The 24,352-nt window shown below is 55.4% G+C and carries 24 protein-coding genes; 12 read left to right on the forward strand and 12 right to left on the reverse strand.

Features of this window, described 5'->3' with window-relative positions; translation table 11 throughout:
• Nucleotides 1–44: 44 nt before the first annotated feature.
• The 3 genes from ACOCF6_RS23550 to ACOCF6_RS23560 all read left to right on the forward strand — a co-directional run bounded on the left by ACOCF6_RS23550 (nucleotide 45) and on the right by ACOCF6_RS23560 (nucleotide 4,104).
• Nucleotides 45–1,874 (forward strand): ATP-binding protein, encoded by a 1,830-nt coding sequence (locus ACOCF6_RS23550; protein ID WP_482462899.1) that lies wholly within the window; start codon nucleotides 45–47, stop codon nucleotides 1,872–1,874.
• A complete protein-coding gene (locus tag ACOCF6_RS23555; RefSeq protein ID WP_482462901.1) occupies nucleotides 1,867–2,913 on the forward strand; it encodes an HD-GYP domain-containing protein in 1,047 nt (348 codons plus the stop codon). The genes ACOCF6_RS23550 and ACOCF6_RS23555 overlap by 8 nt, the downstream gene beginning before the upstream one ends.
• A gap of 114 nt (nucleotides 2,914–3,027) precedes the next feature.
• Nucleotides 3,028–4,104: an IS110 family RNA-guided transposase gene (locus ACOCF6_RS23560; RefSeq protein ID WP_482460223.1), complete on the forward strand. Its 1,077-nt coding sequence runs from the start codon at nucleotides 3,028–3,030 to the stop codon at nucleotides 4,102–4,104.
• Between the two features lie 358 nt (nucleotides 4,105–4,462).
• Here ACOCF6_RS23560 and ACOCF6_RS23565 read toward each other — a convergent pair whose 3' ends face one another.
• The 5 genes from ACOCF6_RS23565 to mutM form a co-directional block, all read right to left on the reverse strand.
• Nucleotides 4,463–4,762, reverse strand: a complete 300-nt coding sequence (locus ACOCF6_RS23565) for a hypothetical protein (protein ID WP_482462903.1) — start codon at nucleotides 4,760–4,762, stop codon at nucleotides 4,463–4,465.
• A gap of 2 nt (nucleotides 4,763–4,764) precedes the next feature.
• On the reverse strand, nucleotides 4,765–5,709 hold the full coding sequence (locus ACOCF6_RS23570) for a class 1 fructose-bisphosphatase (RefSeq protein WP_482462905.1): 945 nt from the start codon (nucleotides 5,707–5,709) through the stop codon (nucleotides 4,765–4,767).
• Nucleotides 5,710–5,852: 143 nt separating this feature from the next.
• Nucleotides 5,853–6,632, reverse strand: coding sequence for an ABC transporter permease (locus ACOCF6_RS23575; protein WP_482462907.1), 780 nt, complete (start codon nucleotides 6,630–6,632; stop codon nucleotides 5,853–5,855).
• A gap of 17 nt (nucleotides 6,633–6,649) precedes the next feature.
• Nucleotides 6,650–7,408 (reverse strand): 3',5'-cyclic-nucleotide phosphodiesterase, encoded by a 759-nt coding sequence (locus ACOCF6_RS23580; protein ID WP_482462909.1) that lies wholly within the window; start codon nucleotides 7,406–7,408, stop codon nucleotides 6,650–6,652.
• A gap of 112 nt (nucleotides 7,409–7,520) precedes the next feature.
• Nucleotides 7,521–8,351, reverse strand: coding sequence for a DNA-formamidopyrimidine glycosylase (gene mutM, locus ACOCF6_RS23585; protein ID WP_482462911.1), 831 nt, complete (start codon nucleotides 8,349–8,351; stop codon nucleotides 7,521–7,523).
• A gap of 194 nt (nucleotides 8,352–8,545) precedes the next feature.
• Between mutM and ACOCF6_RS23590 the strand changes: the two genes are divergently transcribed.
• On the forward strand, nucleotides 8,546–10,852 hold the full coding sequence (locus tag ACOCF6_RS23590) for a GspE/PulE family protein (RefSeq protein ID WP_482462913.1): 2,307 nt from the start codon (nucleotides 8,546–8,548) through the stop codon (nucleotides 10,850–10,852).
• Nucleotides 10,853–10,860: 8 nt separating this feature from the next.
• Here the strand turns inward: ACOCF6_RS23590 and ACOCF6_RS23595 are convergent, their stop codons facing one another.
• The gene (locus ACOCF6_RS23595) at nucleotides 10,861–11,049 is read right to left on the reverse strand and encodes a hypothetical protein (RefSeq protein WP_482462915.1); all 189 of its coding nucleotides are present in this window, start codon (nucleotides 11,047–11,049) and stop codon (nucleotides 10,861–10,863) included.
• A 96-nt stretch (nucleotides 11,050–11,145) separates the two neighbouring features.
• On the opposite strand from ACOCF6_RS23595, the gene ACOCF6_RS23600 reads away from it, so the two are divergent.
• On the forward strand, nucleotides 11,146–11,250 hold the full coding sequence (locus ACOCF6_RS23600) for an RCKP-type rubredoxin-like domain-containing protein (protein ID WP_309362070.1): 105 nt from the start codon (nucleotides 11,146–11,148) through the stop codon (nucleotides 11,248–11,250).
• An 84-nt stretch (nucleotides 11,251–11,334) separates the two neighbouring features.
• On the opposite strand, the gene ACOCF6_RS23605 is transcribed toward ACOCF6_RS23600, so the two are convergent.
• Nucleotides 11,335–12,228: a selenium metabolism-associated LysR family transcriptional regulator gene (locus ACOCF6_RS23605; protein WP_482462917.1), complete on the reverse strand. Its 894-nt coding sequence runs from the start codon at nucleotides 12,226–12,228 to the stop codon at nucleotides 11,335–11,337.
• A 108-nt stretch (nucleotides 12,229–12,336) separates the two neighbouring features.
• On the opposite strand from ACOCF6_RS23605, the gene ACOCF6_RS23610 reads away from it, so the two are divergent.
• Nucleotides 12,337–12,978 (forward strand): DUF3047 domain-containing protein, encoded by a 642-nt coding sequence (locus ACOCF6_RS23610; protein WP_482462919.1) that lies wholly within the window; start codon nucleotides 12,337–12,339, stop codon nucleotides 12,976–12,978.
• Nucleotides 12,979–13,005: 27 nt separating this feature from the next.
• Here the strand turns inward: ACOCF6_RS23610 and ACOCF6_RS23615 are convergent, their stop codons facing one another.
• The 4 genes from ACOCF6_RS23615 to rimI are packed head-to-tail and all read right to left on the reverse strand — an operon-like array spanning nucleotide 13,006 to nucleotide 15,896.
• A complete protein-coding gene (locus tag ACOCF6_RS23615) occupies nucleotides 13,006–13,695 on the reverse strand; it encodes a sulfite exporter TauE/SafE family protein (protein WP_482462921.1) in 690 nt (229 codons plus the stop codon).
• Nucleotides 13,696–13,699: 4 nt separating this feature from the next.
• Entirely contained in the window at nucleotides 13,700–14,614 is a 915-nt protein-coding gene (locus ACOCF6_RS23620; RefSeq protein WP_482462923.1) for a dihydroorotate dehydrogenase, read from the reverse strand.
• Between the two features lie 2 nt (nucleotides 14,615–14,616).
• On the reverse strand, nucleotides 14,617–15,435 hold the full coding sequence (locus ACOCF6_RS23625; RefSeq protein ID WP_482462925.1) for a dihydroorotate dehydrogenase electron transfer subunit: 819 nt from the start codon (nucleotides 15,433–15,435) through the stop codon (nucleotides 14,617–14,619).
• Entirely contained in the window at nucleotides 15,417–15,896 is a 480-nt protein-coding gene (gene rimI, locus ACOCF6_RS23630; RefSeq protein ID WP_482462927.1) for a ribosomal protein S18-alanine N-acetyltransferase, read from the reverse strand. The genes ACOCF6_RS23625 and rimI overlap by 19 nt, the downstream gene beginning before the upstream one ends.
• A gap of 116 nt (nucleotides 15,897–16,012) precedes the next feature.
• Between rimI and ACOCF6_RS23635 the strand changes: the two genes are divergently transcribed.
• From ACOCF6_RS23635 to ACOCF6_RS23650, 4 genes are read left to right on the forward strand one after another with little or no spacing between them, the layout of a single operon-like run.
• Nucleotides 16,013–16,456: a MarR family winged helix-turn-helix transcriptional regulator gene (locus tag ACOCF6_RS23635; protein ID WP_482462929.1), complete on the forward strand. Its 444-nt coding sequence runs from the start codon at nucleotides 16,013–16,015 to the stop codon at nucleotides 16,454–16,456.
• The gene (locus tag ACOCF6_RS23640) at nucleotides 16,437–17,714 is read left to right on the forward strand and encodes a TolC family protein (RefSeq protein ID WP_482462931.1); all 1,278 of its coding nucleotides are present in this window, start codon (nucleotides 16,437–16,439) and stop codon (nucleotides 17,712–17,714) included. Before ACOCF6_RS23635 ends, ACOCF6_RS23640 begins: the two co-directional genes overlap by 20 nt.
• Before the next feature lie 17 nt (nucleotides 17,715–17,731).
• Entirely contained in the window at nucleotides 17,732–18,838 is a 1,107-nt protein-coding gene (locus ACOCF6_RS23645; protein ID WP_482462933.1) for an HlyD family secretion protein, read from the forward strand.
• Nucleotides 18,838–20,394, forward strand: a complete 1,557-nt coding sequence (locus ACOCF6_RS23650; RefSeq protein WP_482462935.1) for a DHA2 family efflux MFS transporter permease subunit — start codon at nucleotides 18,838–18,840, stop codon at nucleotides 20,392–20,394. Before ACOCF6_RS23645 ends, ACOCF6_RS23650 begins: the two co-directional genes overlap by 1 nt.
• A 9-nt stretch (nucleotides 20,395–20,403) precedes the next feature.
• Here the strand turns inward: ACOCF6_RS23650 and ACOCF6_RS23655 are convergent, their stop codons facing one another.
• Nucleotides 20,404–21,027: an arylesterase gene (locus ACOCF6_RS23655; protein WP_482462937.1), complete on the reverse strand. Its 624-nt coding sequence runs from the start codon at nucleotides 21,025–21,027 to the stop codon at nucleotides 20,404–20,406.
• Nucleotides 21,028–21,364: 337 nt separating this feature from the next.
• Between ACOCF6_RS23655 and ACOCF6_RS23660 the strand changes: the two genes are divergently transcribed.
• Both ACOCF6_RS23660 and ACOCF6_RS23665 read left to right on the forward strand, forming a co-directional pair.
• On the forward strand, nucleotides 21,365–23,326 hold the full coding sequence (locus ACOCF6_RS23660; RefSeq protein WP_482462939.1) for a cache domain-containing protein: 1,962 nt from the start codon (nucleotides 21,365–21,367) through the stop codon (nucleotides 23,324–23,326).
• Between the two features lie 260 nt (nucleotides 23,327–23,586).
• The gene (locus tag ACOCF6_RS23665) at nucleotides 23,587–24,336 is read left to right on the forward strand and encodes a TerC family protein (RefSeq protein ID WP_482462940.1); all 750 of its coding nucleotides are present in this window, start codon (nucleotides 23,587–23,589) and stop codon (nucleotides 24,334–24,336) included.
• The last annotated feature ends 16 nt before the right edge of the window (nucleotides 24,337–24,352 follow it).

Raw genomic sequence — 24,352 nt, forward strand, 5'->3', positions numbered from 1 at the left:
AAACTGAACATACCCTGTATGCAAGAAAGTAGCTGCTACGCATCATGCCCCAGGAAATCACGACAATCAAAAACGGTCTCCATCAACCCGTGTCCGAATTGAGCACGTTCTATCAGGCGACGGAGGAGCACCAGCAGCGCAGTCTGATGCTGTCCGAATCCATTAACGCTGCAAACCTGCGTTTCATCGAAACCGGCAACATCAATCAAATGGCCCAGATTCTCATCGACGCCTGCATGACGGTTACCAACTCACCCTTTGGCATCCTGTATGAACTACTTCCAGACGGGCATGCCGGTATCCTAGCTCTATCGCTGGCATCCTTCGATTCCATTTCCGAAGAGCCGGTATTCCAAAACATCAGGTATGAAATCCGCCGCCATGGCACCTACCTTCTTCCCCGTCATAGCTCCCTGCTTTTTGCACCGGTTTTAGAAGATACGGTCATCATCGTTGACTCTCCGGAAGAAAATCTCTGGGCAGGATGTGCCTGCGACATCTGCACACCACAGATAAGCTGTTTTGCAGGGATACCTCTCAAAATCGGATCAGTTACGGTCGGTATGATCGGATTGGCCAATCGCGCCGACGGCTACCGTACAACACACATCCATGAATTGGAAAACTATGCCCAGACCTGTTCATTGGTCATAAAAAGCGCTCGGGCGGACCTCGACCGCAAGGTTGCGCAGGAACATCTCCGCCAGGCCCAGAAGATGGAGGCAATCGGTCAATTGGCTGGCGGCATCGCCCACGACTTCAATAATCTGCTGACGGTTATTAACGGTTACAGCACGCTTATTCTGCAGAAGATCGGCGATAACGGTGAAATCCGTAAAGAGGTTGAACAGATACTGAATGCCGGCGAACGTGCTGCCACGCTGGTCCGCCAGCTGCTGGCATTCGGACGTCGCCAGGTACTCGAGCCGCGCCAACTCAATGTCAACAGCCTGATTGCCAGCCTGCACAAAATTCTGTGTCGTCTGATTGGTGAAAACATCACATTCTCCACCCGTCTTTCTCCGGATATCGGCCTTATCAAAGCCGACCCGAGCCAGATTGAGCAGATCATCATGAACCTGGTCATCAATGCCCGTGATGCTTTCGAACGTGGTGGCACCATTACCATCGAGACCGCCAACCGAGTGCTGGACGAATCTTTTGTCCGGACAAACCGGGGATCCATGCCCGGTTCATACGTCATGATCGCCGTCCGGGATAGCGGCATGGGCATGTCACAGGAGTGTATCGATCGCATATTCGAACCATTTTTCAGCACGAAAGATCAGGGAAAGAGTACCGGGCTGGGACTGGCCACCGTGTATGGCATTGTCAAGCAGAGCTGTGGATATATCCAGGTCCAGAGTGAAATCGGGATCGGTTCGGAATTTCGTGTATTTTTCCCCCGGATGGAGAACATTGAGCAGGAAACCCAGATCACCGCTCCTCCCCAGCCGCCCCAGCTCTCGCCCGAGTCCGGACTGATCCTGGTCGTCGAGGATGAAAAAACCGTGCTCGATATGGCGGCGATCACACTCAGGTCCCAGGGATACACGGTCTTGACCGCTTCCGGTCCACTGGAAGCATTGAGGATTTTCGAGCATTTTTCCGACGACATCGACCTGCTGTTGACCGATATCATGATGCCCGATATGACCGGCCCTGAAATGGCCAAATTGATGCGGGGCATGCGGCCTGACCTGCGGATCGTGTATATGTCCGGATATGCGGACGGACACATCAAGGACAGTGATTTTCCTGGTGAGCGGATTCCATTCATCACGAAACCGTTCAATCCTGCTGAAATGAAACGCATTGTAAAAAAAAGCATCACCCGGACGGACACAACCGCTACGGAGAATATCCATGAATGAGCATATACTGGTGGTAGATGATGAGGAAATGATCAGGGAACTACTCTCCTCAGCTCTCCAGCAGGAAAACTACCACTGCCACATGGCGGCCAATGTGGACGAAGCCTTCGCGATCCTGGGAACACAGCGGATCGACCTGGTAATATCCGACATTATGATGCCCGGCAGAAGTGGTGTCGATCTCCTCAGAGATCTCAAGAAGGTTGATTCGGAGATCGCTGTCCTGATGATTACCGGTCTATCAGACATGAATACCGCCCTGGAATGTATCCATCTCGGCGCCGATGACTACCTTACCAAGCCTTTTGGTATCAGCAGGGTCATGCTGACGGTCCGGAATCTGCTCGAGAAGCGCTGCCTGGCTATCGAAAAAAAGAACTATCAGGTCAGCCTCGAATTCAAGGTCATGGAACAGACCGAGCAGTTGCGCCGCACCATGAACGAACTGAATGAGGCCTACCACACCACGCTGACAGCACTTGTCAAAGCGCTTGACGCCCGGGAAAAAGAGGTCGGTTCGCACTCGGAACGGGTAATGAATTTTTCCGTTTTGATCGCAGGAAAGCTGGGCATCAGGGGAGCGGAACTGGAGCAGCTTGCCAAGGGCGCACTGCTTCACGATATCGGCAAGATCGGTATTACCGACAATATCCTCCTCAAACCGGGCAAGCTCAATGACGAGGATTGGATTGACATGCGCAAGCACCCCCAGATCGGTTATGCCATCCTGTCTGAAATCGCATTCCTGAAAGGTCCGGCCGAAATCATCCTCAGTCACCATGAACGCTATGACGGAACCGGATATCCCAAAGGCCTCACGGGCGAACATATCCCGATCGGCGCCCGCATCTTTACCCTGGTGGACACGCTGGACGCCATGACTTCCGATCGCCCCTACCGCAAAGCGCTACCTTTCGAAGCAGTGACCTGTGAAATCAGGAAATTCCGCGGAACCCAGTTCGAACCTGCACTGGCAGACCTGTTCCTCTCCATATCGCGCAGCCAGTGGGAAGAGTGCGCCGGCAAACGCTTCATCTAGAGCGCACATCCCTGCGGTAAGCCGAATTCGTGTTACAAAAAATACCATGCTGGCTATCTAAGTTTTGTATGATTGGAAGTGTCAAAGCACCAATCAAAAAACAAGGAGGCCAACATGGCAAGGAACAGTTTATCAGGTTTGCAATGTTTTGTTACCGGTTTTGAACAAGACCTGTTCTATGTCGGTATAGATGTGCACAAGCGCAGCTATCATGCTGCTCTTCGCCGGTCTGACGGTCGCGCTCAATCTATGGTGATTCCCGCCTCACCCCAGTCTGTAGTTGACCTGCTTACCGGTTTGGGCATTCAGATCGGCGCTGTTGCATATGAATCCGGTCCTACTGGTTTTTCCCTCGCCAGAGCACTCAATGATGCCAGTATTCCGGTGATCGTTGCCGCACCGAGCAAGATTCCCCGTTCGGTAACTCCTAGTGCCAAGTGTGATCGACTCGATTGCCTGAAACTGGCTGAATATGCTGCCAAGGGAATGTTGAGGTCGATCGCCATACCAACACCTGAGGAAGAAGCCCGTCGGACACTGTTGCGCCGCCGCCATATGGTAGTCGATACCGTAAGACGCTGCAAGCAGAGGATTAAAGGATTACTTCTCTTCATTGGCATCAACGAACCGAAAGAATTGGAGCATTGGCAGCAGGGCGCAGAGACTGCACTGCGTGCTCTGCCAACCGAACCATCTGCACAGGAAACACTGGAAAGCTACCTGCGCGAGTTGATATTTAACCAGGAAGAACTGCGCAGGGTCGAACACCAGCTGAAATCACTGCCGAAACCGCAAGAAGTGGCCATCAGCATAGCATGCCTACAGTCAGTTCCCGGTGTAGGTCCGACAGTCGCAACCACTTTTGCACTTGAGTTGTTCAGGCCTGATCGGTTTAAGAGACCTGAAGAAGTAACCAGTTATCTCGGACTAGCTCCTGTCGTACGGCATAGCGGGAACAAGACACCCTCCGGACGGTTGGTTCCGGTCGGCCAAACCAGGTTGCGCAGCTTGTTGATTGAAGCCGCATGGATGTGGAGGGCAAGAGATGACTATGCCGACAGTATATACCGGCGTCTGTTAGGCAAAACCGGAATTGCCCAGAAAGCCATCGCAGCTTTAGCGCGACGCCTGGCAATTATCCTCTGGCGTCTTTGTATCGAACATCGCCGTTATCGGCAGGCTACGGCCTGAATCAGTAAAGTCGCGACGGCCCTTTTGCCATACCAGTGGCGGACAAAAAATGGCGAACCTTCTCTTGGTACCGGATCGGTACTTGGCGTGAAATCGGCGCGAATAAGAAAAGGCATCCACATATGTAGATGCCCAGGGAGAAGGTAAGACTAAACCAAAACACGCTCTTTGAAATAAGCTTGACAGATAGCCACATAAGAAAAGGGTGCGAAATAATCCGCACCCTCCTGGCAAGTAGTCTCTCAGTTTTATATACTAAGCCGTCGGAATAAAATAACTGTTACATCTTCCATGCAAGAACGGCATAAGGAGCCGATACGAAACAACCGGGAATGTAACAGTTATTTCGTAACGGCTCCTAATCATCATACTCCGCTTCTTCGCCATACCCCTCGTCGTCAAAGGCATCGTCATATTCTTCTTCGAAGCCATCCTCGTCCTCATCCGGATCCCCGGAGCCAAAAACCTCGGGACGAATCGTTTCAGCTTCAGATATCTGTTCAAATTTAGCCAGATATTCAGCATGGGTACAGAATCTTCCATCCTTGAATGAACAGGTCTCCCGGTCGCACAGATCAAAGAGCTGAATTTCATTGCACAGGCGCTTAACCGGCAATTTTGCTGCAAGCATGTCTTTAGCGGCTGCGTCCAAGGACATTCCTAACAATCCCCGTTCAGGAATTCACCAGCCTTGCCCACATCCTCGCGGCAGCCGATGTACACGGGGCAGCGTTGATCCAATCCTTCCGGCACGATATCAAGAATCGGAATATCACCATTTGTTGCTGCTCCACCGGCCTGTTCCAGCAAAAAGGCCATGGGGTTGAGCTCGAACAGCAAACGCAACTTGCCGTTGGGACTGTCATTAAGAGCCGGATACATGAAAACACCCTTGCCCTTCATCAGGATCTGGTTGATATCCGGCACGAAACCGCCCGAATAGCGCAGTTTCGAACCCTTATCCTCCAGGTAGCGGATAAAACGCTCATTGCCTTCACTGTATTTCTTGCGGAGACCGCCGGGAGAATAGATATTACCAGACGGCTCCATCTTGATGTTCTCGCGGGTCAGGGTGTACTCCATCAACTGGTTCATGGTGAATTCATAAACACCTTTTCCCACCGAATATACCATGGAAACCCGCGGTCCATAGAGGATATACATGGCGCCGACCATATTGCGGCCCGGCTGCAGCAGATCATCACCCTGGTAGATACCAACAATGGTTCCCACGGCAAGATTGACATCCACCAGTGACGAGCCGTCCAGGGGATCATAGGCAACCGAGAACATGCCCTTGGGATTGCTGGTCACCTGAAAGATCTCCTCCATCTCTTCGGAAGCGATGTTGCAGACCACTCCGGAATGCTGCAGCCGCTTACGCATGATACGGTCGGAAAGCACATCCAGGGCCAGTTGCTCCTCACCATACAGATTGGATGTACCGGCAACACCCAGATCACCGGTACGAACCGCGTTGATTACGTACTTGCTGGCTTCGGCGATCTCACAGATCAGATGTACCAGATTGCCGCTGATATTCTGATCACGCAGATGCTGGCGTAAATCGACCTGAAATTTTGTCTTGCCCGGTTGACTGTACATCTTTTCCTCCGCACTAAATTGAATTTATTACTATTTCGGAGCTGGAACAATACTCCAAACTGGCTGTTTTAGCAAGACTAAATACGATTTCAGCGACAGTATTTATCCTGCTCAGCTGAAATTGAGTCGGAAAATCCAGATCATTAAAACGCTATGGCAGACAGATAGGTCAGCAGACCGTCCAGAATAAACACGGCTATCAGGCTCGTCATTACGGCCCTGGTAGCTGCCTGGGGGATTTCGGTTACACTCCGGCCGACACTCAGCCCGTAACTGCAGCAGGTCGCAGAGATGCAGAGACCAAACAGGATACCTTTGCTAAACAGCACAACAATCTCCCTGACCCCCAGCACCGATAGAATCCCCTGACTGAACTGCTCATAGGAAATGTGCCAGCCGAGCGAGGCTATGATGAAGCTGGAGAAAAATGAGACCATGACAAAATAGATCATCAGGATCACAAGCGAGCAGGTAACGCCGATAATGCGGGGCAGCAGCAGATAGCGCTCAGCCGGAATCCCCATCATTTCAAGCGTGTCAATTTCTCCATTGATCTTCATATTTCCCAATTCAGTGGCGATGGCAGTTCCGCTGCGTGCAATGACGACAATTGCCGTCAGCAGCGGGGCCAGTTCCCTCAGCACCACCCAGACCAGGATTTTGCCGGTCAGCGATCCGTTCGTGCCCACCAGGCTGACTACCTGGGTTATGACAACCGTTCCAAGAATCACGGCAACGGTGACAATAATTCCGGACGCCTCCAGGCCGGTAAAATAGAGCTGCTTCAGGAACACCGAACGGATGGCGCTGTTCCTGTAACGCAGCGCTGGCAGAACATTTTTCAGGGCCGTAGCGATCATCGCAGATATATCTGCGGCAATCGACAAACGTATGATGGACCAGCGTCCCAGGGCAATAAACATGGCGTCTCGAGTGGGTGTCAGATATCAAACACCGCGCCGTCGTGCAGGAGTTCAATGCCCCGCAGGCCGAGAGAATTGATCTCTGCGCGGATGACATCGACATACTGCGGTTTCGGGTGAGTGATGAGGATCCGCTTCGGTAATACGGCAATTTTATCCAGCTCCACTTTCAATAGGGAGCAGGTCAGATGCTTTGTCAACAAAGCCAGTGATTCCATGGAATTGGGGAATGAGACCTCTACAATCAGTGCATCAATTCCGCTTGCATAGCGCCAGAGCTCTTCGGTCGGACCGGTGTCGCCGCTGTAGACCAACGTTGTGGCACCCTGACAGACTCGATACCCGACCGCCGGAACGGTATGATTGACCGGAATCGCTCGGATGCTGTAATCGGACACGGAATACTCCCTGTTGGATTCGATCGTCTCAAATGCTATCACCGGGCTGTCCGGGGTAGGAATTACGGTAAAGTCCGGCCAGATGATGTTGTTGAACAGGTGATTCCGCAGGGCAGAAACCACATCCTGGGTACTATAGACCGTAACCGTATGCCGGAGATTCTTGATGATGATGTTATCCGCCAGGGCAGGAATGCCGCGGATGTGGTCAAGATGGGAATGGGTAATACAGATGTGCTGCAGCTTCCACTGCTCTTCTTCGCTCAGTGCGGCTCCGATTGTGCCAGCATCCAGCAGCAGGTGATCGTTTATCAGAAACGCCGGTGGCCTGAAGTCGGGGAATTCCGCTCCGGCACTGCCCAACACCCGTAACTTCATGAACTACCCTCCCATGCAGATGCTGCTGCGTTATGCGTCACCCAAGCGTGCTATCTTGTAACACCGGCAGCGACAAAGTCAAGTTCCACAACGCTCTCACATTCAGCGCTTGTTATTTTGCAGCGCCTGGCAATAAGACCTGGCAATGCGGACAATAATGGGTACCACGCTGCCCGACCCTGATTTTGCTGACAGCCGTACCGCAGACCCGGCAGGGTGCCCCTTCCCTGCCGTAGACACTGACAACAAAACTGCCGGCCTTGAAGACACCATCGATATTGGCCCCCTGGGCCTCAACCGCTTCCGCCAACACCGAGGTAACAGCGGCATGTAAGCGACGAATGTCAGCGGGCGTTAGTTCCGAGGCGATCACAAGCGGATGCAATCCGGCCCGGAAGAGGCTTTCATCGGCATAGATATTACCTATGCCCGCCACACAGGACTGGTCCAGCAAAAGCGGTTTGAGTCGGCGGCGGTGACCTGCCAGGCGTGCAGCAAACTCTGCATAACCCAGCGTCAGGGCATCCGGCCCCAACCCTCCGATGACAATTGCCGGATCATCCACCAGCCAGACCCGGCCGAACTTGCGCGGGTCGTCAAATCGCAGCGCCAGACCTTTATCCAGCATCAGCACCAGACGCGTATGCCGCTCAATGGCTAAGCTGTGCGGCACCAGGAAAAGCCGGCCGGTCATGCGCAGATGGATGATCAGTACGCGCGTCTGCTTGCGGGGAGATGCCAGGTAAAAGAGCAGATACTTTCCATGCCGGGCAATGGAGGTGAAACAATATCCTTCAAGCGCTGCATCAGCAATCTCACCATAACCATCTGCAACAACTCCATTCCAGACAACAGTAACAAAAGAAATCCGTAACCCTCCAAGGGCCGGAATACCATCCCGCAGGGTACGGACAACACTCTCAACCTCCGGCAATTCCGGCATTGCACATCTCCTTATTGCGGTTGACTGATTTCACAGCTCAATCCAGCTGGCATTGCGTGACAGGGCCGGATTGTACCAATATATTAATGAGAGTCAACCGGAAAGGTCCCTGATCATAATTCAGCATTTCACTTGTGAAATACATGGAATCTGGTAACATTCCAACACTTTCACTACATCCTCAGGACAATACCATGCCCCAGGAATCGAATTCCCTCAAACAGCAGCTCGAATATCGCAAGCGGTTGATGGACAAGATCAACGAGCTGCATTCGGCCGACAACCTTAATACCATCCTGATCCAGATCAAGGACAGCATAGCCACGCTGTTCAGTGCCGAGCGGATGACCATTTACGTGGCCGATGCCAAACGCAATCTGCTGATCTCCAAGGTAAAGTCCGGGGTTGAACTCCAGCAGATCGTTGTTCCGATCAGCGATACCAGCCTGGCCGGTTACTGCGCCCTGTCAGGGACCGTGCTTCACATAAGAAACGCCTATGATGCCCATGAACTGCACATGGTCTGCAGCAACCTCAAATTTGACGACAGCTGGGACAAGAAGACCGGCTTCGTAACACAGCAGGTGCTGTGCGTCCCGATGAAGTTTCAGAAATCACTGATCGGGATCATCCAGATCATCAACAAAAAAGACGGCACACTCTTCAATGACATCGACATCAGCTATGCCATGGAACTGGCCGCATCGCTCTCCGTAGCCATCCACAATATCTATCGCATCTCGGCCACCACCAAGGTGATCCGCCAGATGCCGCGCTACAACTATCTGCTGGACAAGAACCTGATCGACGACAAGATCCTTGAAAAAGCCGGCGCCCACCCGGATATTTCCCGAATCGGCCTCGATTGCGTCCTGATAAGGGATTTCGGGGTCACCAAAGAGGATATGACCAGGAACCTGTCCCTGTTCTTCGGCACGGAGTTCATCGGCTATGATCCTGCCACACAACCACTGGACGAGGATTTGCTAAGACGGGTCCGGCCGGACCGGCTTGCAAAGGAACATTGGGTGCCCTTCAAGATCGAGAACAGCATCTTGCATATCGTCATGGACGACCCCAGCGATCTGGGCCGTCACGACACCATCAAGTTCGTGTACCCCGAATACAAGCGCATCAGCTACATCGGTGCCTTCCGTGAGGACATCCAGAACTACATCAACCTGTTCTACCACCACGGCGCGTCACTGGCAGCCGGCGGCAGCATCAACGACCTGCTTAACAAACTGGATACAAGCGACGAACCGGAGGTCGATTCCGAGTCGCAAAAGGTATCTGAACAGGACAGTGTTATTGTTCAGCTGGTCAACAAAATCATCATGGACGCCGTCCAGAGAAAGGTCTCGGATATCCACATCGAACCCTACCCCGGCAAGGAAGATGTCCAGGTCCGCATGCGCATCGACGGCCGCTGCCAGCTGTACCAGAGAATCCCCTACAAGTACAAATACGCCATCCCTTCCCGCATCAAGATCATGTGCGGACTGGACATCTCCGAGCGGCGCAAGCCCCAGGACGGCAAGATCGATTTCAAGAAATTCGGACCGCTCGATGTTGAACTGCGTGTCGCCACGGTCCCGACCGCCGGTCAACTGGAGGATGTGGTCATGCGCGTCCTGGCATCGGGAGAGGCGGCGCTCCCCTACAACAAGCTGGGGCTTACCGAGCGCAACGCTCGCGTGCTGGAGGCCTGTATCAGACAGCCCTACGGACTGATCCTGGTCGTCGGCCCGACCGGTTCCGGCAAGACAACCACGCTGCATTCCGCCATCTCCGTCATCAATACCCCGGAGACCAAGATCTGGACGGCAGAGGATCCGGTGGAAATAACCCAGCGCGGACTGCGCCAGGTGCAGGTGCATCCAAAGATCGGATTTACCTTTGCCGCCGCGCTGCGTTCCTTCCTGCGGGCCGACCCGGACGTGATCATGGTCGGCGAGATGCGCGACCAGGAAACCGCTGAAATCGGGATAGAAGCATCCCTGACCGGTCATCTGGTGTTCTCGACGCTCCATACCAATTCCGCCCCGGAAACGATCACCCGCCTGCTGGACATGGAACTGGATCCGTTCAGTTTTTCCGATGCCATCCTCTGCATATTGGCCCAGCGCCTGGCGCGGCGGCTCTGCAGCGACTGCAAGAAGGAATACGCACCCGCGCGCAAGGAAATCGAGGATCTCATCATCGAGTACGGCCTGGAGGATTTTAAAAAGACCGGCATCAAACCGGCCGATATCAGACTGCATAAGGCCGTCGGCTGTTCCAAATGCGGAGAGTCGGGGTATAAGGGGCGTCTCGGACTGCACGAACTGCTGGAAGGAACCGACCCGATGAAGTCACTGATCAAGCACAAATCAGAGGTCGAGAACATTCGCCGCCAGGCCATCCATGACGGCATGACTACGCTCAAACAGGATGGAATCTTGAAATGTATTCAGGGGTTGACGGATTTGAAGGAAGTGCGCAAGGTCTGTATCAAGTAGCCCTCACATCAGACGGGAGGGTTGTCCCGCTTCTTATCAAGTGGTTTGTGCTGCATCTTGAGCACCAGCAGGAAAAACGGGAAGATGGCGCTTAAAAAGCCCCACAGATACGGATTTTTCCCCCGCTTGCGGGCCATGATGAAACCGAAGATGCCCGGTATTCCGAAAAAAAGCAGGATAAAGACAAGTTCACTCATGAGATGAAATCCTTGTGTGGTGAGGTAATCGACGGAAGGAATGTAGCATTACTTTTCAGGATATGCAAACAACCCGACAGACAAGGAGGTGACAACATGGCAACCTGGAAATGCACCTGTGGATTTACGAAGGAAGGTCGCTGCAAACCGCAGAAATGCGAGAAATGCGGTGAAAAAGGGCAGTTCGTCAAGGCGGAGTAAACCTTTCACGAAGCCACTCACCATGATAAAAGGGCGATGGGATCGATTCCCATCGCCCTTTTTATGTGGCCTTTTGTCACGTGACTACACAGGATGGGACAACATCAACGACAGAAAGGCCGTTGCGGCAGGTGACTGTTCGCGGCCGGAACGGTAGGCGGCATAGAATTTACGGGTGATCTTGAGACCGGGGATCCTGACGGTTGTCAGGCTGCCGTTGGCCAACTCCTCTCCGATTGACATGCTGGAAACAAAGGCATACCCGGCACCCTCCAAAAGTGCTCGTTTGACGGCTTCACTGCTGCCCAGCACCGCGACAATCCGCAGCGCATCCCTATTGATCCAGGTTTTTGCCAGGGCCTCATAGACCGCCTTCTGGGTGCCGGAACCCTGCTCGCGCACCACCAGCGGCACCTTGCACAATTCCGCCTGGCTGAGTCCCGCTTTTGCGGAAGCCTGCCTGTCGCGCGCTACGGCACAGACAATCGTGTCCTCACCCATTTCCTCGAAATGAACCCGTTCATCGTCATAGCGCCCGCCGATGAATCCGAGTTCAATCTCTTCAGCCACCAGCTGCTGAACCACCGACCTGCTGTCGCCCTGGGACACCTCCAGCCGTACCCGCGGACACTCGGCCTGAAACCGCCCCAATGCGGCAGGAATCAGGCAGGTACCGGGAATATTGCTGGCGCCGACCTTCAGGATCACGTCCTCCATACCCAGAAAACGCCGCACAGCTGAACGTGATTCATCACACTCCGACAGTATCTTTAAAGCACGGCTTAAAAACAGCTTGCCCGCCTCAGTCAGCAGCGCCCCTCCCCGGCCCCGGTCAAAAAGGCGAATACCCAGCTCTGCTTCCAGGCCTTGAATATGCTGGCTGGCGGTTGACTGCGTGATGCAGGTTTTTTCGGCGCCCTTGGAAAAACTGTGTGCTTCTGCAACGGCAACAAATACCTCCAACTGCTTTAATGTCATGACATTCCACCTTTATCGTCTGAATCGATGCCCCGGATCGGTAATCTACATATTTTGGATTTTCGTTTCAAGTCAATAATGCTATTACTATACTCACGTGGAGATACTATGAAACTATCTGTTTTACTTATCGTAGTAACAGCATGCATGAGCAGTATCGCAAACGCCGATACAATAGCCGTCAGCAACTATGCAGCCGAAGGGCTTGCGGGCTGGAATGTCAAGAGTTTCAAGGGGATGACGGAATACACGCTTGTACAGGAGGGGGGACGAACGGTAATCAAGGCTCATAGCGCCGGTTCGGCATCAGGTTTGTTTAAAACTGTCAAACTCGATCCGGCCCGTTTTCGTCACCTGCGCTGGTCATGGAAGATAGCGGCCATCATAAAAAACGGAAACGAAACAAGCAGGAACGGTGACGACTACGCAGCACGGATCTATGTTGTTTTTCCGGGCCGATTTTTCTGGCAAACCAGGGCCATCAACTACATCTGGGCCAACCGGCTGCCCAGGGGAGCATCCATTCCCAATGCGTTTACCGGAAACGCCATGATGCTGGCCGTCGAATCCGGGTCCGATAAGTGCGGAACATGGCTAACGGAAGAACGCGACGTACTGGCTGATTACCGGCGACTGTTTGCCGAGGAACCGCGCGAGATCGGCGCCATTGCAATCATGACGGACACGGATAATACCGGAGGCGAGGCTACTGCGTGGTACGGAGACATCACTATCTCCACCGCGCAGTAGCGGGAAATGTACGGTAAAAGGGCTTTATCACCACAGGCGCAGAGGCGGCACCAGCCCCAACATATTCAGCGCCTTGAGAACACCACCGGCCCCCAGCAGCGCAACTACGATCCCCATTACCCGCATTAACATTGAACCGGCCATTGCAGAAAGTGCTGTCGCTACCTGTCCGTATGCCAAAAGCACCGGGATCGTACCCAGTCCAAAGGCCAGCATCTGGACCCCGCCCTGCAGCCAGGAACCGCGGGTGGCTGCCGTGATCAGGACCCCGTAGACCATGCCGCAGGGGATCAGTCCCATGACAAGACCCGCGCCGACAAAAGCCGACACAGAAGCCTGTGCCGAGGCCCGGCGCAGCGCATGCGACATGAACCCCCATCCGCTGCCGTCCAAACGTGACAGACTTAAGCCCCTAAATCCGAATGCTGTCGACAATCCGATCACAACCACCATGATGTTGGCAGCTGCAAACAGCCAGTACAACGGCGGCTTGATGATGCTGAACAGCGCCAGCTGGGAGGCGGCCCCCGCCAGCAGGCCAAGCAGGGTGTAGGTAATCACACGCCCGCTATGATAGGCCAGATTCAAGCGGACGCGCTGACCATATGACGCGCCCGGGCTGGCTACGGCCAGGACAGCCACGATCCCGCCGCACATCCCCAGGCAATGGCCGCTGCCGGCCAGACCGGCCATGAATGCCAGCCATAGTTCCGTCACGCGGTCATGTTTCCAGTGCGCCGATCATGCTTTTTATATCAACAATGTTGTTGGCAACCAGCCAGGCCTCCATCTCCTCGGCGATACGCTGGGCAGCGCCGGGGTTGATGAAGCTGGCGGTGCCGACCTGAATTGCCGTGGCACCGGCCAGGATGAACTCCAGCGCATCGGTGGCGTTCATGATCCCGCCGATGCCGATAATCGGGACCTTGACAGCTTTTGCCACCTGCCAGACCATGCGCAGGGCGATCGGCTTGATGGCCGGACCGGAGAAACCGCCGGTGATATTGGCCAGCACCGGACGGCGTTTGTTCAGATCGATGGCCATGCCGGTCAGGGTATTGATCAGCGAAAGCGCATCCGCCCCGGCATCCTCACAGGCCCTGGCCATGACGACCACATCGGTGACATTGGGGGAGAGCTTGACGATCAGCGGCTTGATGGTTGCCCTGCGGCAGGCTGACACGACATCGAAGGCGCAGGCCGGGTCGGTGCCGAAGACGATGCCCCCCTGTTTGACATTGGGGCAGGAGATATTGATTTCCAGCCCTGCCACCTCCGGGATTTCATCCAGGCGACGGGTCATTTCAACATATTCATCGATCGTATTGCCGAAATAGTTGGCAATGGCCGGCGTGTTGACGCTCCGCAGAAAAGGGACCTTCTTGGCGATAAAGGCCTCGATGCCCACATTCTGCAGTCCGATGGCGTTCAGCATCCCGCCGGGGGTCTCGACAATGCGCGGGGTCGGATTGCCGGCCCGCGGCTTGAGCGAAAGCCCCTTGGTGACAAAGGCGCCGATGGATTCCAGATTCACATATTCAGCAAACTCCTCGCCATAGCCGAAGGTGCCCGAGGCGGTCATAACCGGGTTACGCAGCGGGATTCCGGCCAGGTTGACAGTCATATCAGGTTTCATGTTCAATCCCTCCACTTCAGTTCGCCTGATTCAAAGACCGGCCCTTCAGTACAGACACAGCGGAAATCGGGTGTGTCGGTTGAATGAGCGGCTCCGGGCGCGACACACCCCAGACAGGCCCCCACCCCGCAGGCCATATATCCTTCCAGCGAAACCTGGCAGGGGATATTCCTGTCCGCTGCGATAGTGGCGACAGCGTTCAGCATGCCGTGCGGCCCGCAGGCGTAGATGGTTGCCCTGCCCTTGAGTTCGTCCAGACGGCGCAGCAAGGCCTCGGTCACCAAGCCCCGTTCCCCCAGTGAACCGTCCTCGGTGGCGGTGTAGCATTCCACCCCCAGCCGCTCGAACTCGGTGATGCAGAGGATGTCGTCCCGGGTCCTGCCGCCGGCAAACAGCCGCACAGGTGATTTTTTCACCAGTTCCCTGGCCAGCAGATAAAGCGGCGCCAGCCCGACCCCGCCCCCTACGATCAGCTTCTCCTCGTTCGGAGTGCCGAGGTCGAAACCGCTTCCCAGCGGGCCGAGGATGTCCAGCAGGTCGCTGGTGTGCAGGGTCGAGAGCATGGCCGTTCCCTTCCCGACCACCCGGTAGAGCATCTCGAAAAACGGCTGCGCTACGGCACCGCTCTGGGCCGGCGAATGGACGCCGACGTCGAAAATGCCGAAGGGGCGCCGCAGCAGCGGGTCGATCGCGCCTGCCACCCGCACCATCACGAACTGCCCGGGTGAAGCAGCGGCAAACTCCTGCGGGGCGGTCATGCGCATGCGCCAGTAGCCGGGCGAAACCTCCGCATTGGAAAGAATCATGGATGTGAACTGCATGAAGAATCTCCTTGTAGTTTTTTTTCCATCAATACCGCATCATCCCTGCCTTCATAATACCTGGAGCGACAGCCGACGCGGACAAATCCGATCTTTTCGTAGAGGGCGATTGCAGCGCTGTTGCTGTCCCTGACCTCCAGTGCCATATATTCGGCACCTTTTTCCCTGGCCAGCAAGCAGGCATATTCCATCAGCAGCCCGGCAACGCCCCTGCCCCTCGATTCCAGCGCAACGGCGATATCAAGAATCTGCGCTTCTTCGAACAAAGCGGTCAAACAGACGTACCCGGCCACCACCCCGGCGCATTCGGCAACAAATGGATATGAATGGGGCGCAGCTATCTCGTGCAGAAAATGATCGCGATTCCAGGGTGCCGGAAACGATGCCTGTTCTATGGCCAGAACAAGGGGAAGATCAGACTCTTTCATGGGGCGGATGACCGGTTCGACTGTTGTCAGCATGGCTGGACATGATATGCAAACATGCTGCGGTTGTAAACGCTTTTCACTCAGATACATATTGACAGCATACTGATTATATGCATAATGATTAAACGCACCAAGGAGGTATCTAACGCATGTATGACATCAATAAAAGCATCGGCTTTCTGCTCTCCAAGGCCTATCAGCGCGCCTGGGCGATCATGCGCAGTGAAATTGAAACCTACGACCTGACACCGCCGCAATTCGGGCTGCTGGCATTTCTGTGGCAGCAGGACGGCTTGACACAGGTCGAATTGTCCGAAAAGGGTCAGATCGACCGGACCACAATCGGTGGACTGGTCGATCGACTGGAAAAACTCGGGCTGGTGGAGCGTCGCCAGCACCCCCAGGACCGGCGGGCTTACAAAATCCACCTTACCGAACGGGGTAAAGGGATGGAAGGCCCTCTGTCCGAGTGCGCCGACCGTACGCTGAAAAAGCTCACCCGTGGGCTCACGCAACATGAAGTCAGTGAACTGCGCCGCATGCTTGAAATCCTGCGTGAAGAAGGGAGCGTGTATGAAACTCCATCGTGTTAGCCTGCTGACAACTGCTCTTGTGCTGTTCACCTCACTGGCCTGGAGCGCGACACTTTCCCTGCATGAGTGCCTGCAGCAGGCACGGGACAACAACCCGGCCCTGAAGAGTTCCGGCTGGGACAGCCGCATCGCCCAGGAACGTGTCCGCCAGGCGAAAGCGGCCTATCTGCCGCGCATCGACGCCCAGGCCGGCTATACCATGCAGCTTGAACCCCAGGCGGTCATCATCAGCGGCCGCACAGTCGAAACCCAGGAGGCCGACTTTGCCTTTGCCGGTCTCTCGGCCAACTATACGCTCTACGATTTCGGCCGGCGCGAAGCACGCACACACCAGGCCGGTGCCCAGGTTGACGCCGCAGCCCAGCTGTTTGAGGCCAGACGCAGCGATGTTTCTCTGCAGGTGATTGAGACCTATTTCGGCCTGCTTGAAGCCGGAAAACTGATCCAGGCCGCCAGCGAAGAGGCCGCCCAGGTGGATGAGCACCGCCGCGTGGCACAGGTGCTGTTTGAGGAGGGGGTCGTCACCCGCAACGATGTCCTCCAGGCCGAGGTGCGCCTGGCTGCTGCCCGCCAGAAGCTGCTGGCAATCAGGAACCGCCGTGAAAACATCTGGCTGCAGCTTAATTTCCTCACCGGTAACGGGTCAGGCTTCCGCGCCGAACTGGATGAATCAGCTGCCGTTTCGGGCGCTGGACAGCCCGATCCGGGTAACAGCGGCATCGACCTTTCGCTGCGTCATGATATCCGGGCCCTGCGCCATAGCCTGGAGGCCGGCGAATCAGAGGTCCGGGAGAGCCGCAGCAATTTCCTGCCCGAGCTGTACACGCGCCTGGCGCTGGATTACGTACAGAACGACAAGGTACGCGAGCAGGCCATCATGTCGGCGGTCATCGGCATCAAGGTCAACCTGTTCGATGGCTTTGCTTCTACGGCAGCCCGGGAAACAGCGCTCAAAAACCGCTCAAAGATCCAGGCAACACTCCAACTGGCGGAGCAGCAGGCCCGGCTGGAAGCAGACACCGCCAGCAATGATACAGCCGTTGCACAAGAGCGCATCAAGGTAGCAGAGACCGCCATCCGCCAGAGTGAAGAGAACCTTCGCATCAACCGGGAACGGTACCGGGAGCGGGTCGGTACTGCCACCGAAGTTCTGGATGCCCAGACCCTGGTAACCCAGGCCAAAACCGATTACTACCGGGCCTTCTATGATCACCAGACCGCCGCGGCACGTCTGAACAAATCACGTGGAGAACTGTAAGCATTGTGGAGACAGATATGACAGATGAACATTCAGCGGCACCCCAAACAGAAACAACGGCAGCAGAACTTCTTCCTGAAAAGAAACCGGGCAGCAGAAAATACAAGGGCATCATTGTTCTGTGCATCCTGATCGCCGTTGGCGGGTGGCTCGGCCTAAAGATGTTCATCGCCGGCAAAACCCGCATCGAGACCGACAATGCCTTTATCGAAGCCCGCATTGTACAGGTCTCATCCAGGGTTTCAGGGACGGTCACCCGGGTGCTGGTGGGCGACAATCAACCTGTTAAGCAGGGTGACCTGCTGCTGGAGATCGACCCGCGGGATTATCAGGTCCAGATTGCGAAGGCTGCAGCCGGAGTCGGGGTGGCTGAAAACGAGACCGGCGGAGAGTATCTGAAGGCCGAGGCGGCCCAGGCGGCGCTGCAGACAGCCAGGGCCAGGCACGACCAGGCCCTGCTGGATCAGGAGCGCGGAGAAAAGCTCTATGGCCGGGAGGTCATTCCCAAAGAGCAGCTTGACCGCCTGAAAACGGCCCGTCGCGTGGCAGAATCGCAGTTGAAAGAGGCCGAAGAAAACCTCAAGCGCTCCCGGACTGAAGCAGGGCTGGGCAACAAAGGCGGTACAAAGGCCAAAATACTGGAGCGCAAGGCGCAATTGAACGAAGCGGAACTGCAGCTTTCCTATACAAAGATCTATGCGCCCCGTGACGGCTATATCACCCGCAAGTCCGTCGAACCGGGCGTCAACATCCAGGCCGGACAGGCCCTGATGGCGCTGGTGCCACTGCAGGACGCCTGGATCACCGCCAACTACAAGGAACGCCAGATCACCTATCTTCAGCCGGGTCAGAAGGTTGAGTTCCGGGTGGACGCCTATCCCGGCCGGGTCTTCACAGGCCGGGTCGACAGCATCATGGCCGGTACCGGCGCGGCCTTCTCACTGCTGCCGCCCGAAAACGCCACCGGCAATTACGTCAAGGTCGTGCAGCGGATACCGGTCAAGATCGCCATCGACACCAGTTCGGACCCCGGGCGCCTGCTGCGGGTGGGCATGAGCGTGGTGCCGACGATACTGACCGGCCGCAGCAGCGGAGATGTGTTGAAGGAATTGAATCCGTTCTGATGAGCGACGAACGGAACATCAACAAATGGCTGATCACCATCACCGTCATGCTGCCGGCCATCATGGAGATCATCGACACCTCGGTGGCCAACGTGGCCCTGCCGCACATGCAGGGCAGCCTGAATGCCGGCACCGATGAGGTCACCTGGGTGCTGACCTCCTACCTGGTGGCCAATGCCGTGGTCCTGCCCATGACCGGCTGGCTGTCGCGGGTCTTCGGCCGCAAACGCTTCCTGATGACCTGCATCGTGCTCTTTACCCTGGCATCGCTGCTGTGCGGTGCGGCCCCCAACCTGGGGGCGCTGATCTTCTTCCGGGTACTGCAGGGAGCGGCCGGCGGGGCCCTGATCCCCATTAGCCAGGCCATCCTGATGGAGACCTTTCCGCCCAATCAGCGCGGCATGGCCATGGCCATCTTCGGCGTGGGCGCCATGTTCGGCCCGATCGTCGGCCCGGCCTTGGGAGGCTGGATCACCGACAACATGAACTGGCGCTGGATCTTCTACATCAACCTGCCGATCGGGGTCATCGCCATGATCATGTGCGCCTTCTTCATCTTCGATCCGGCCTACCTGAAGCAGAAGGCACATGCGCTCAGGATCGACTACTGGGGACTGTTCCTGCTGACCACCAGCATGGGCTCACTGCAGGTGGTGCTGGACAAGGGGCAGCAGGAGGACTGGTTCAGTTCCTCCTTTATCATCACCTTCAGCCTCATTTTCATCATCTCGATGATCGCCCTGATCCGGGTCGAGTTGACCCATGCCCACCCTATCATCAACCTGCGCCTGTTCAAAAACGTCTCCTTCTCTGCCGGCAACCTGATCATGTTCGTGGTCGGATTTGCCCTGTACAGTTCGATCATGCTGATCCCGCTCTTCCTGCAGACCCTGATGGGCTACTCGGCCACCGATGCCGGCATGGTCATGGCCCCCGGCGGAGTAGCCACCCTGATCACCATGCCCTTTGTCGGCGCGGCCCTGGCCAAGCGTGACGGCCGCAAGATCGTATTCTTCGGACTGCTGCTGGGGGCCTCAGCCATGTTCATCATGCAGGGGCTCAACCTGCAAGGTTCATTCTGGGACTATACCTGGCCGCGTATCGTGCTGGGTGTCGGACTGGCTATGATCTTCGTACCCTTGACCACAGTGACCCTGGCCACCATCTCACGGGCTGAAATGGGCAACGCCACCGGCATGTTCAACCTGCTGCGCAACATCGGCGGCAGCGTCGGCATCGCCATGGCCGCCACCCTGCTGGCCAGATACGGCCAGTTCTACCAGACCGGCCTGGTGGCCAATATAACCCCCTACAATCCGATCTTCCAGATGCGCTACGCTGAATTGAAGCAGGCTTTGATTGCAAAGGGGATCTCCATCAGCCAGGCCGGTCACACGTCGCTGGGGATGATCTACGGCGAGGTACGGCGACAGGCCGGGGTGTTGGCCTTCAACCGCATCTTCTTCATCATCGGCCTGGCCTTCCTGGTCATCATCCCGCTGCTGCTGCTTTTGAAGCGGCCGGCCCACCAGAACGCCCCTCCACCGGGACATTGACGCAAGCGCCTACGGCAGCGCCCCACTCTTCTTCAGCAGTTCAAACACCGCCTCGGCCAGCTGCCGGTACCCGGCCGCATTGGGGTGGATATGGTCGGACTTGAGAGCGCCCTTCCCCAGGATATGTGACAAAGCCTTGCGCTCGAGGGGAATCCGGAACTCCCCGGCCAGCTCTTCGTATAAGGACGGCGGCTTCAGCGTGAGATCAGGTGATGGGACCGCCACCAGCAGCACCGCCACTCCGCGTTCCCGGGCTATGCGAAGCATGGCCCGCAGATTGTCAGCAATCAGCTGGTGGTCCTGGCGGGCAAGCAGGTCATTGCCGCCATGGCAGAGGATCAGCAGGGCGGGATGCTCCCGATCCAGCAGTTCCGGCAACCGCAGCACACCGCCGGCCGAAACCTCGCCCGGAACCCCGCCATTGATCACCTTTCGCCCGCTCAGACGCGCCAGCACCGCCGGATAACTCTCCGCATCTCCGGCGCCGTTCCCGGCGGTAAGGCTGTCGCCGAAGGCCAGGATAGTGGCATCGCCAGCCAGAAGCGGCAGCTGTGGCGCCTTGCTGCAGGCAGAGGGCAGCAGGGCTGCAACCAGAAGTATAACGGCACAGATGAATGTTCGTATGGCAATCATATTTCCCCATTGGTTCACAAATTCACTTCAGTTAGGCATCATAGCGATAATCCTTCAAGCCGACAAGCGCAGCATGTGCAACGACAGGTTATACGTCCAGCATGAGGCAAAACATGTCTACAAGTGCCCTGACTACTTCACCCACTTGTCCCAAGGAGCGTACCAAAAACCAGCATCTGCCAGCAATTGGCGACATGATAATCCGAATCAGAATTTAACATAATTTACTGTGGAATAAATATTGCGTCAGTTCTTTGTATACGGTATAAACAACCGTTTTAATGAGTCCCTGATTCCCGAAATTATCGTGCGATGCACACCGAAACGGATAAAAAATATGATGGTGAAAAAATATATCCGCCTGCGCAACTGGAGCATTTTCGCCAAGGTCTTCGGTATTTCTCTCGTCACAATCGTAACCTGCTTCAGCGCCGTTTATTTCCTGCTGATCCCGCTCTATGAAAAACAGCTCCTGAATGAACGCATGGATGCAGCAAAGCATCTGGCAGATGTTGCCATTTCCATCCTGCAGCACAATGACAGGCTGGTACAGCAGGGTGTGCTGCAACAGGATGCGGCACAAAAGTCAGCCCTGGATAACCTGCGTATGTTGCGCTATGGAAATGATGATTATTTCTGGGTACATGACCTCAACATGCAGATGGTAATGCACCCGACCCACCCGGAGCTTGACCGTACCGATATGGCCGACTTCCAGGACGCTGCCGGCAATAGATTTTTCATAGAAATGAATAAGGTCGTTCGATCTTCCGGAGAGGGATTTGTCAGCTACCAGTGGCCACGCCCAAACAGCCGGAACCCGATTCCGAAGCTGTCGCGGGTTCAACTGTTCAAGCCCTGGGGCTGGGTGGTCGGCACCGGTATCTATGTCGATGATGTCTACAGCAAGGCGACTGCGGTACGCCATCAGGTCGTTGCGGCAGGCTTTCTCTTCCTGGGGTTGATCGTGACCTTTTCACTGTATGCCGCCCGGCGGATCAATCAGCCCTTGCGGGAAACCCTGCAGCTGGCGTCACAAATGACCAGCAATGCTGCCGATTCAACCCAATTTGCGGCGATTGGCAATGACGATACGCGGCGTCTGTTACAGGTCATGCAAAACATGGTGGCCGATCTCCATGAAGCCCGCGATGCTGCTGATTCAGCCAATAAGGCCAAAAGCGAGTTCCTGGCAACCATGAGCCATGAAATCAGGACCCCCATGAACGGTGTCATCGGCATGACGGACCTGCTGCTCGATACAGATCTCGACGAAACGCAGCGTGAATATGCAAACCTGGTAAAGCTGAGCGGTGATTCCCTGCTGGACCTGATCAACGATATTCTTGATTTTTCCAAGATTGAAGCCCGCTGCATGGAACTTGAACATCTGAATTTCGAGATCCGCTCCGTGTATGACGACATTTACTCCATGATGAGTTTAAGCACACGCGACAAGGGGCTTGAGCTGAAACTGGAGATTGCTGCGGATATTCCTGAAACAGTAACCGGGGATGCCAAACGTCTCAGACAGGTGCTGATCAATCTGCTGGGCAATGCGATCAAGTTTACGGAACGCGGTTCAATAACCATCCAGGTCTGCATACAGCAACAGAGCGGGACCACACTACTGCTCCGTACGTCTGTAACCGACAGCGGCATCGGCATTCCGGCGGATAAGATCGGGCTGCTGTTCAATCCCTTTACCCAGGCAGACAGTTCCACTACCCGTCGTTTTGGAGGTACAGGACTGGGGCTTGCCATCTGCAAACAATTGACGGAACTGATGGGAGGAACCATCGCCGTGGAAAGTTCAAGCAACGGCGGGTCAACCTTTTGGTTTACGGCAGAGTTCGGCGTTGCCAGTCAGGCAAAACCCGCGACGGAAATAATTGCCGGGAAGGCCGCTCATACAAGCCCCAACGACTATGCACATATCCTGATCGTTGAAGATGACGCGGCCAACACATTCGTGCTGCAGGAACACCTGAGCAAAAACAGGTATCAAATCGAGACCGTTGCAACGGGGTCTGAAGCGCTCGCTCGGCTGCAGCAGGATCCATTTGACCTGTTATTCATGGATTGTCGACTGCCGGGGATGGATGGCTATGAAACGACTGCCTGCATACGAGACCCTGGTTCCAGCGTTAAAAACCATGCGATTCCGGTTATCGCCTATACTGCCAATGTCATGCAGGAGGATCGGGAACGTTGCCTGGCCGCCGGAATGAATGATTATCTATCAAAGCCACTGCGGATGCAGGAACTTAAAATCGTACTGGAGCGCTGGCTGCCATGAGGGTTCACCTGTGGCTGGACATAAAATGACCGCTTGACAAACACGGAACAGTTCAATTATTGTCATATCTCCATAAAGGGGAGTAGCTATCAGCCGGAGACATGGCTGATCCCACGTCCGTCAACACAGTCGCAAGACTCGGGCCGGGAACGATATATCGCAAGCAAGACCTTTATCCAATGCGTTTTCCGCCGTGGGTAAAGGTCTTTTTTATTTGTACCGCGAGCAAAATACGATGAACTTGACAGGAGGTTCTGGCAATGGAATGGATGAGGGATCCGCAGGTCTGGATGGCACTGGTGACACTGAGCGCACTGGAAATTGTGCTCGGGATCGACAATATTATTTTTATCTCCATCCAGGCCGGCAAACTGCCTGCCCATCAGCAGGAAAAGGCCAGACTGGTCGGACTTGGACTGGCAATGTTTATCCGCATCGGGCTACTGTTCTCGCTGACCTGGCTGATGGGACTGACCGCTCCGCTGTTTACGGTTTTGGGCAACGAAATCTCCGGTCGCGACCTGATCCTGATCTCCGGCGGCCTGTTCCTGCTCTGGAAAAGCACCATGGAAATCCACGAAAAGCTGGAAGGAGAGGAGGAGATCTCAGCGGCCCGCGTAGGGGCGACCTTTGGTGCGGTGATCGTCCAGATCCTGCTGCTGGACATCGTCTTCTCGCTCGATTCGATCATCACTGCCCTGGGGATGGCCAGCCAGCTTGCCGTCATGATTGCCGCGGTCGTCATCGCCGTCGGCTTCATGATGCTGTTCTCGGGAAAAATAAGTGCCTTTGTGGAAAAGCACCCGACCATCAAGATGCTGGCGTTAAGCTTTCTGCTCCTGATCGGTGTGGCACTGATCGGCGATGGTTTTGACATGCACATCCCCAAAGGCTACATCTACTTCGCCATGGCCTTCTCGGTGATGGTAGAGATGCTCAATCTGAGACTCAGAAAGGGTACTCCGGTCAAGCTTCACCAGCCGCATCTGAAGCATTCGAATAGTAAGTGAACCATCACCATCACCA

The sequence above is a fragment of the Geobacter psychrophilus genome (assembly GCF_056821595.1).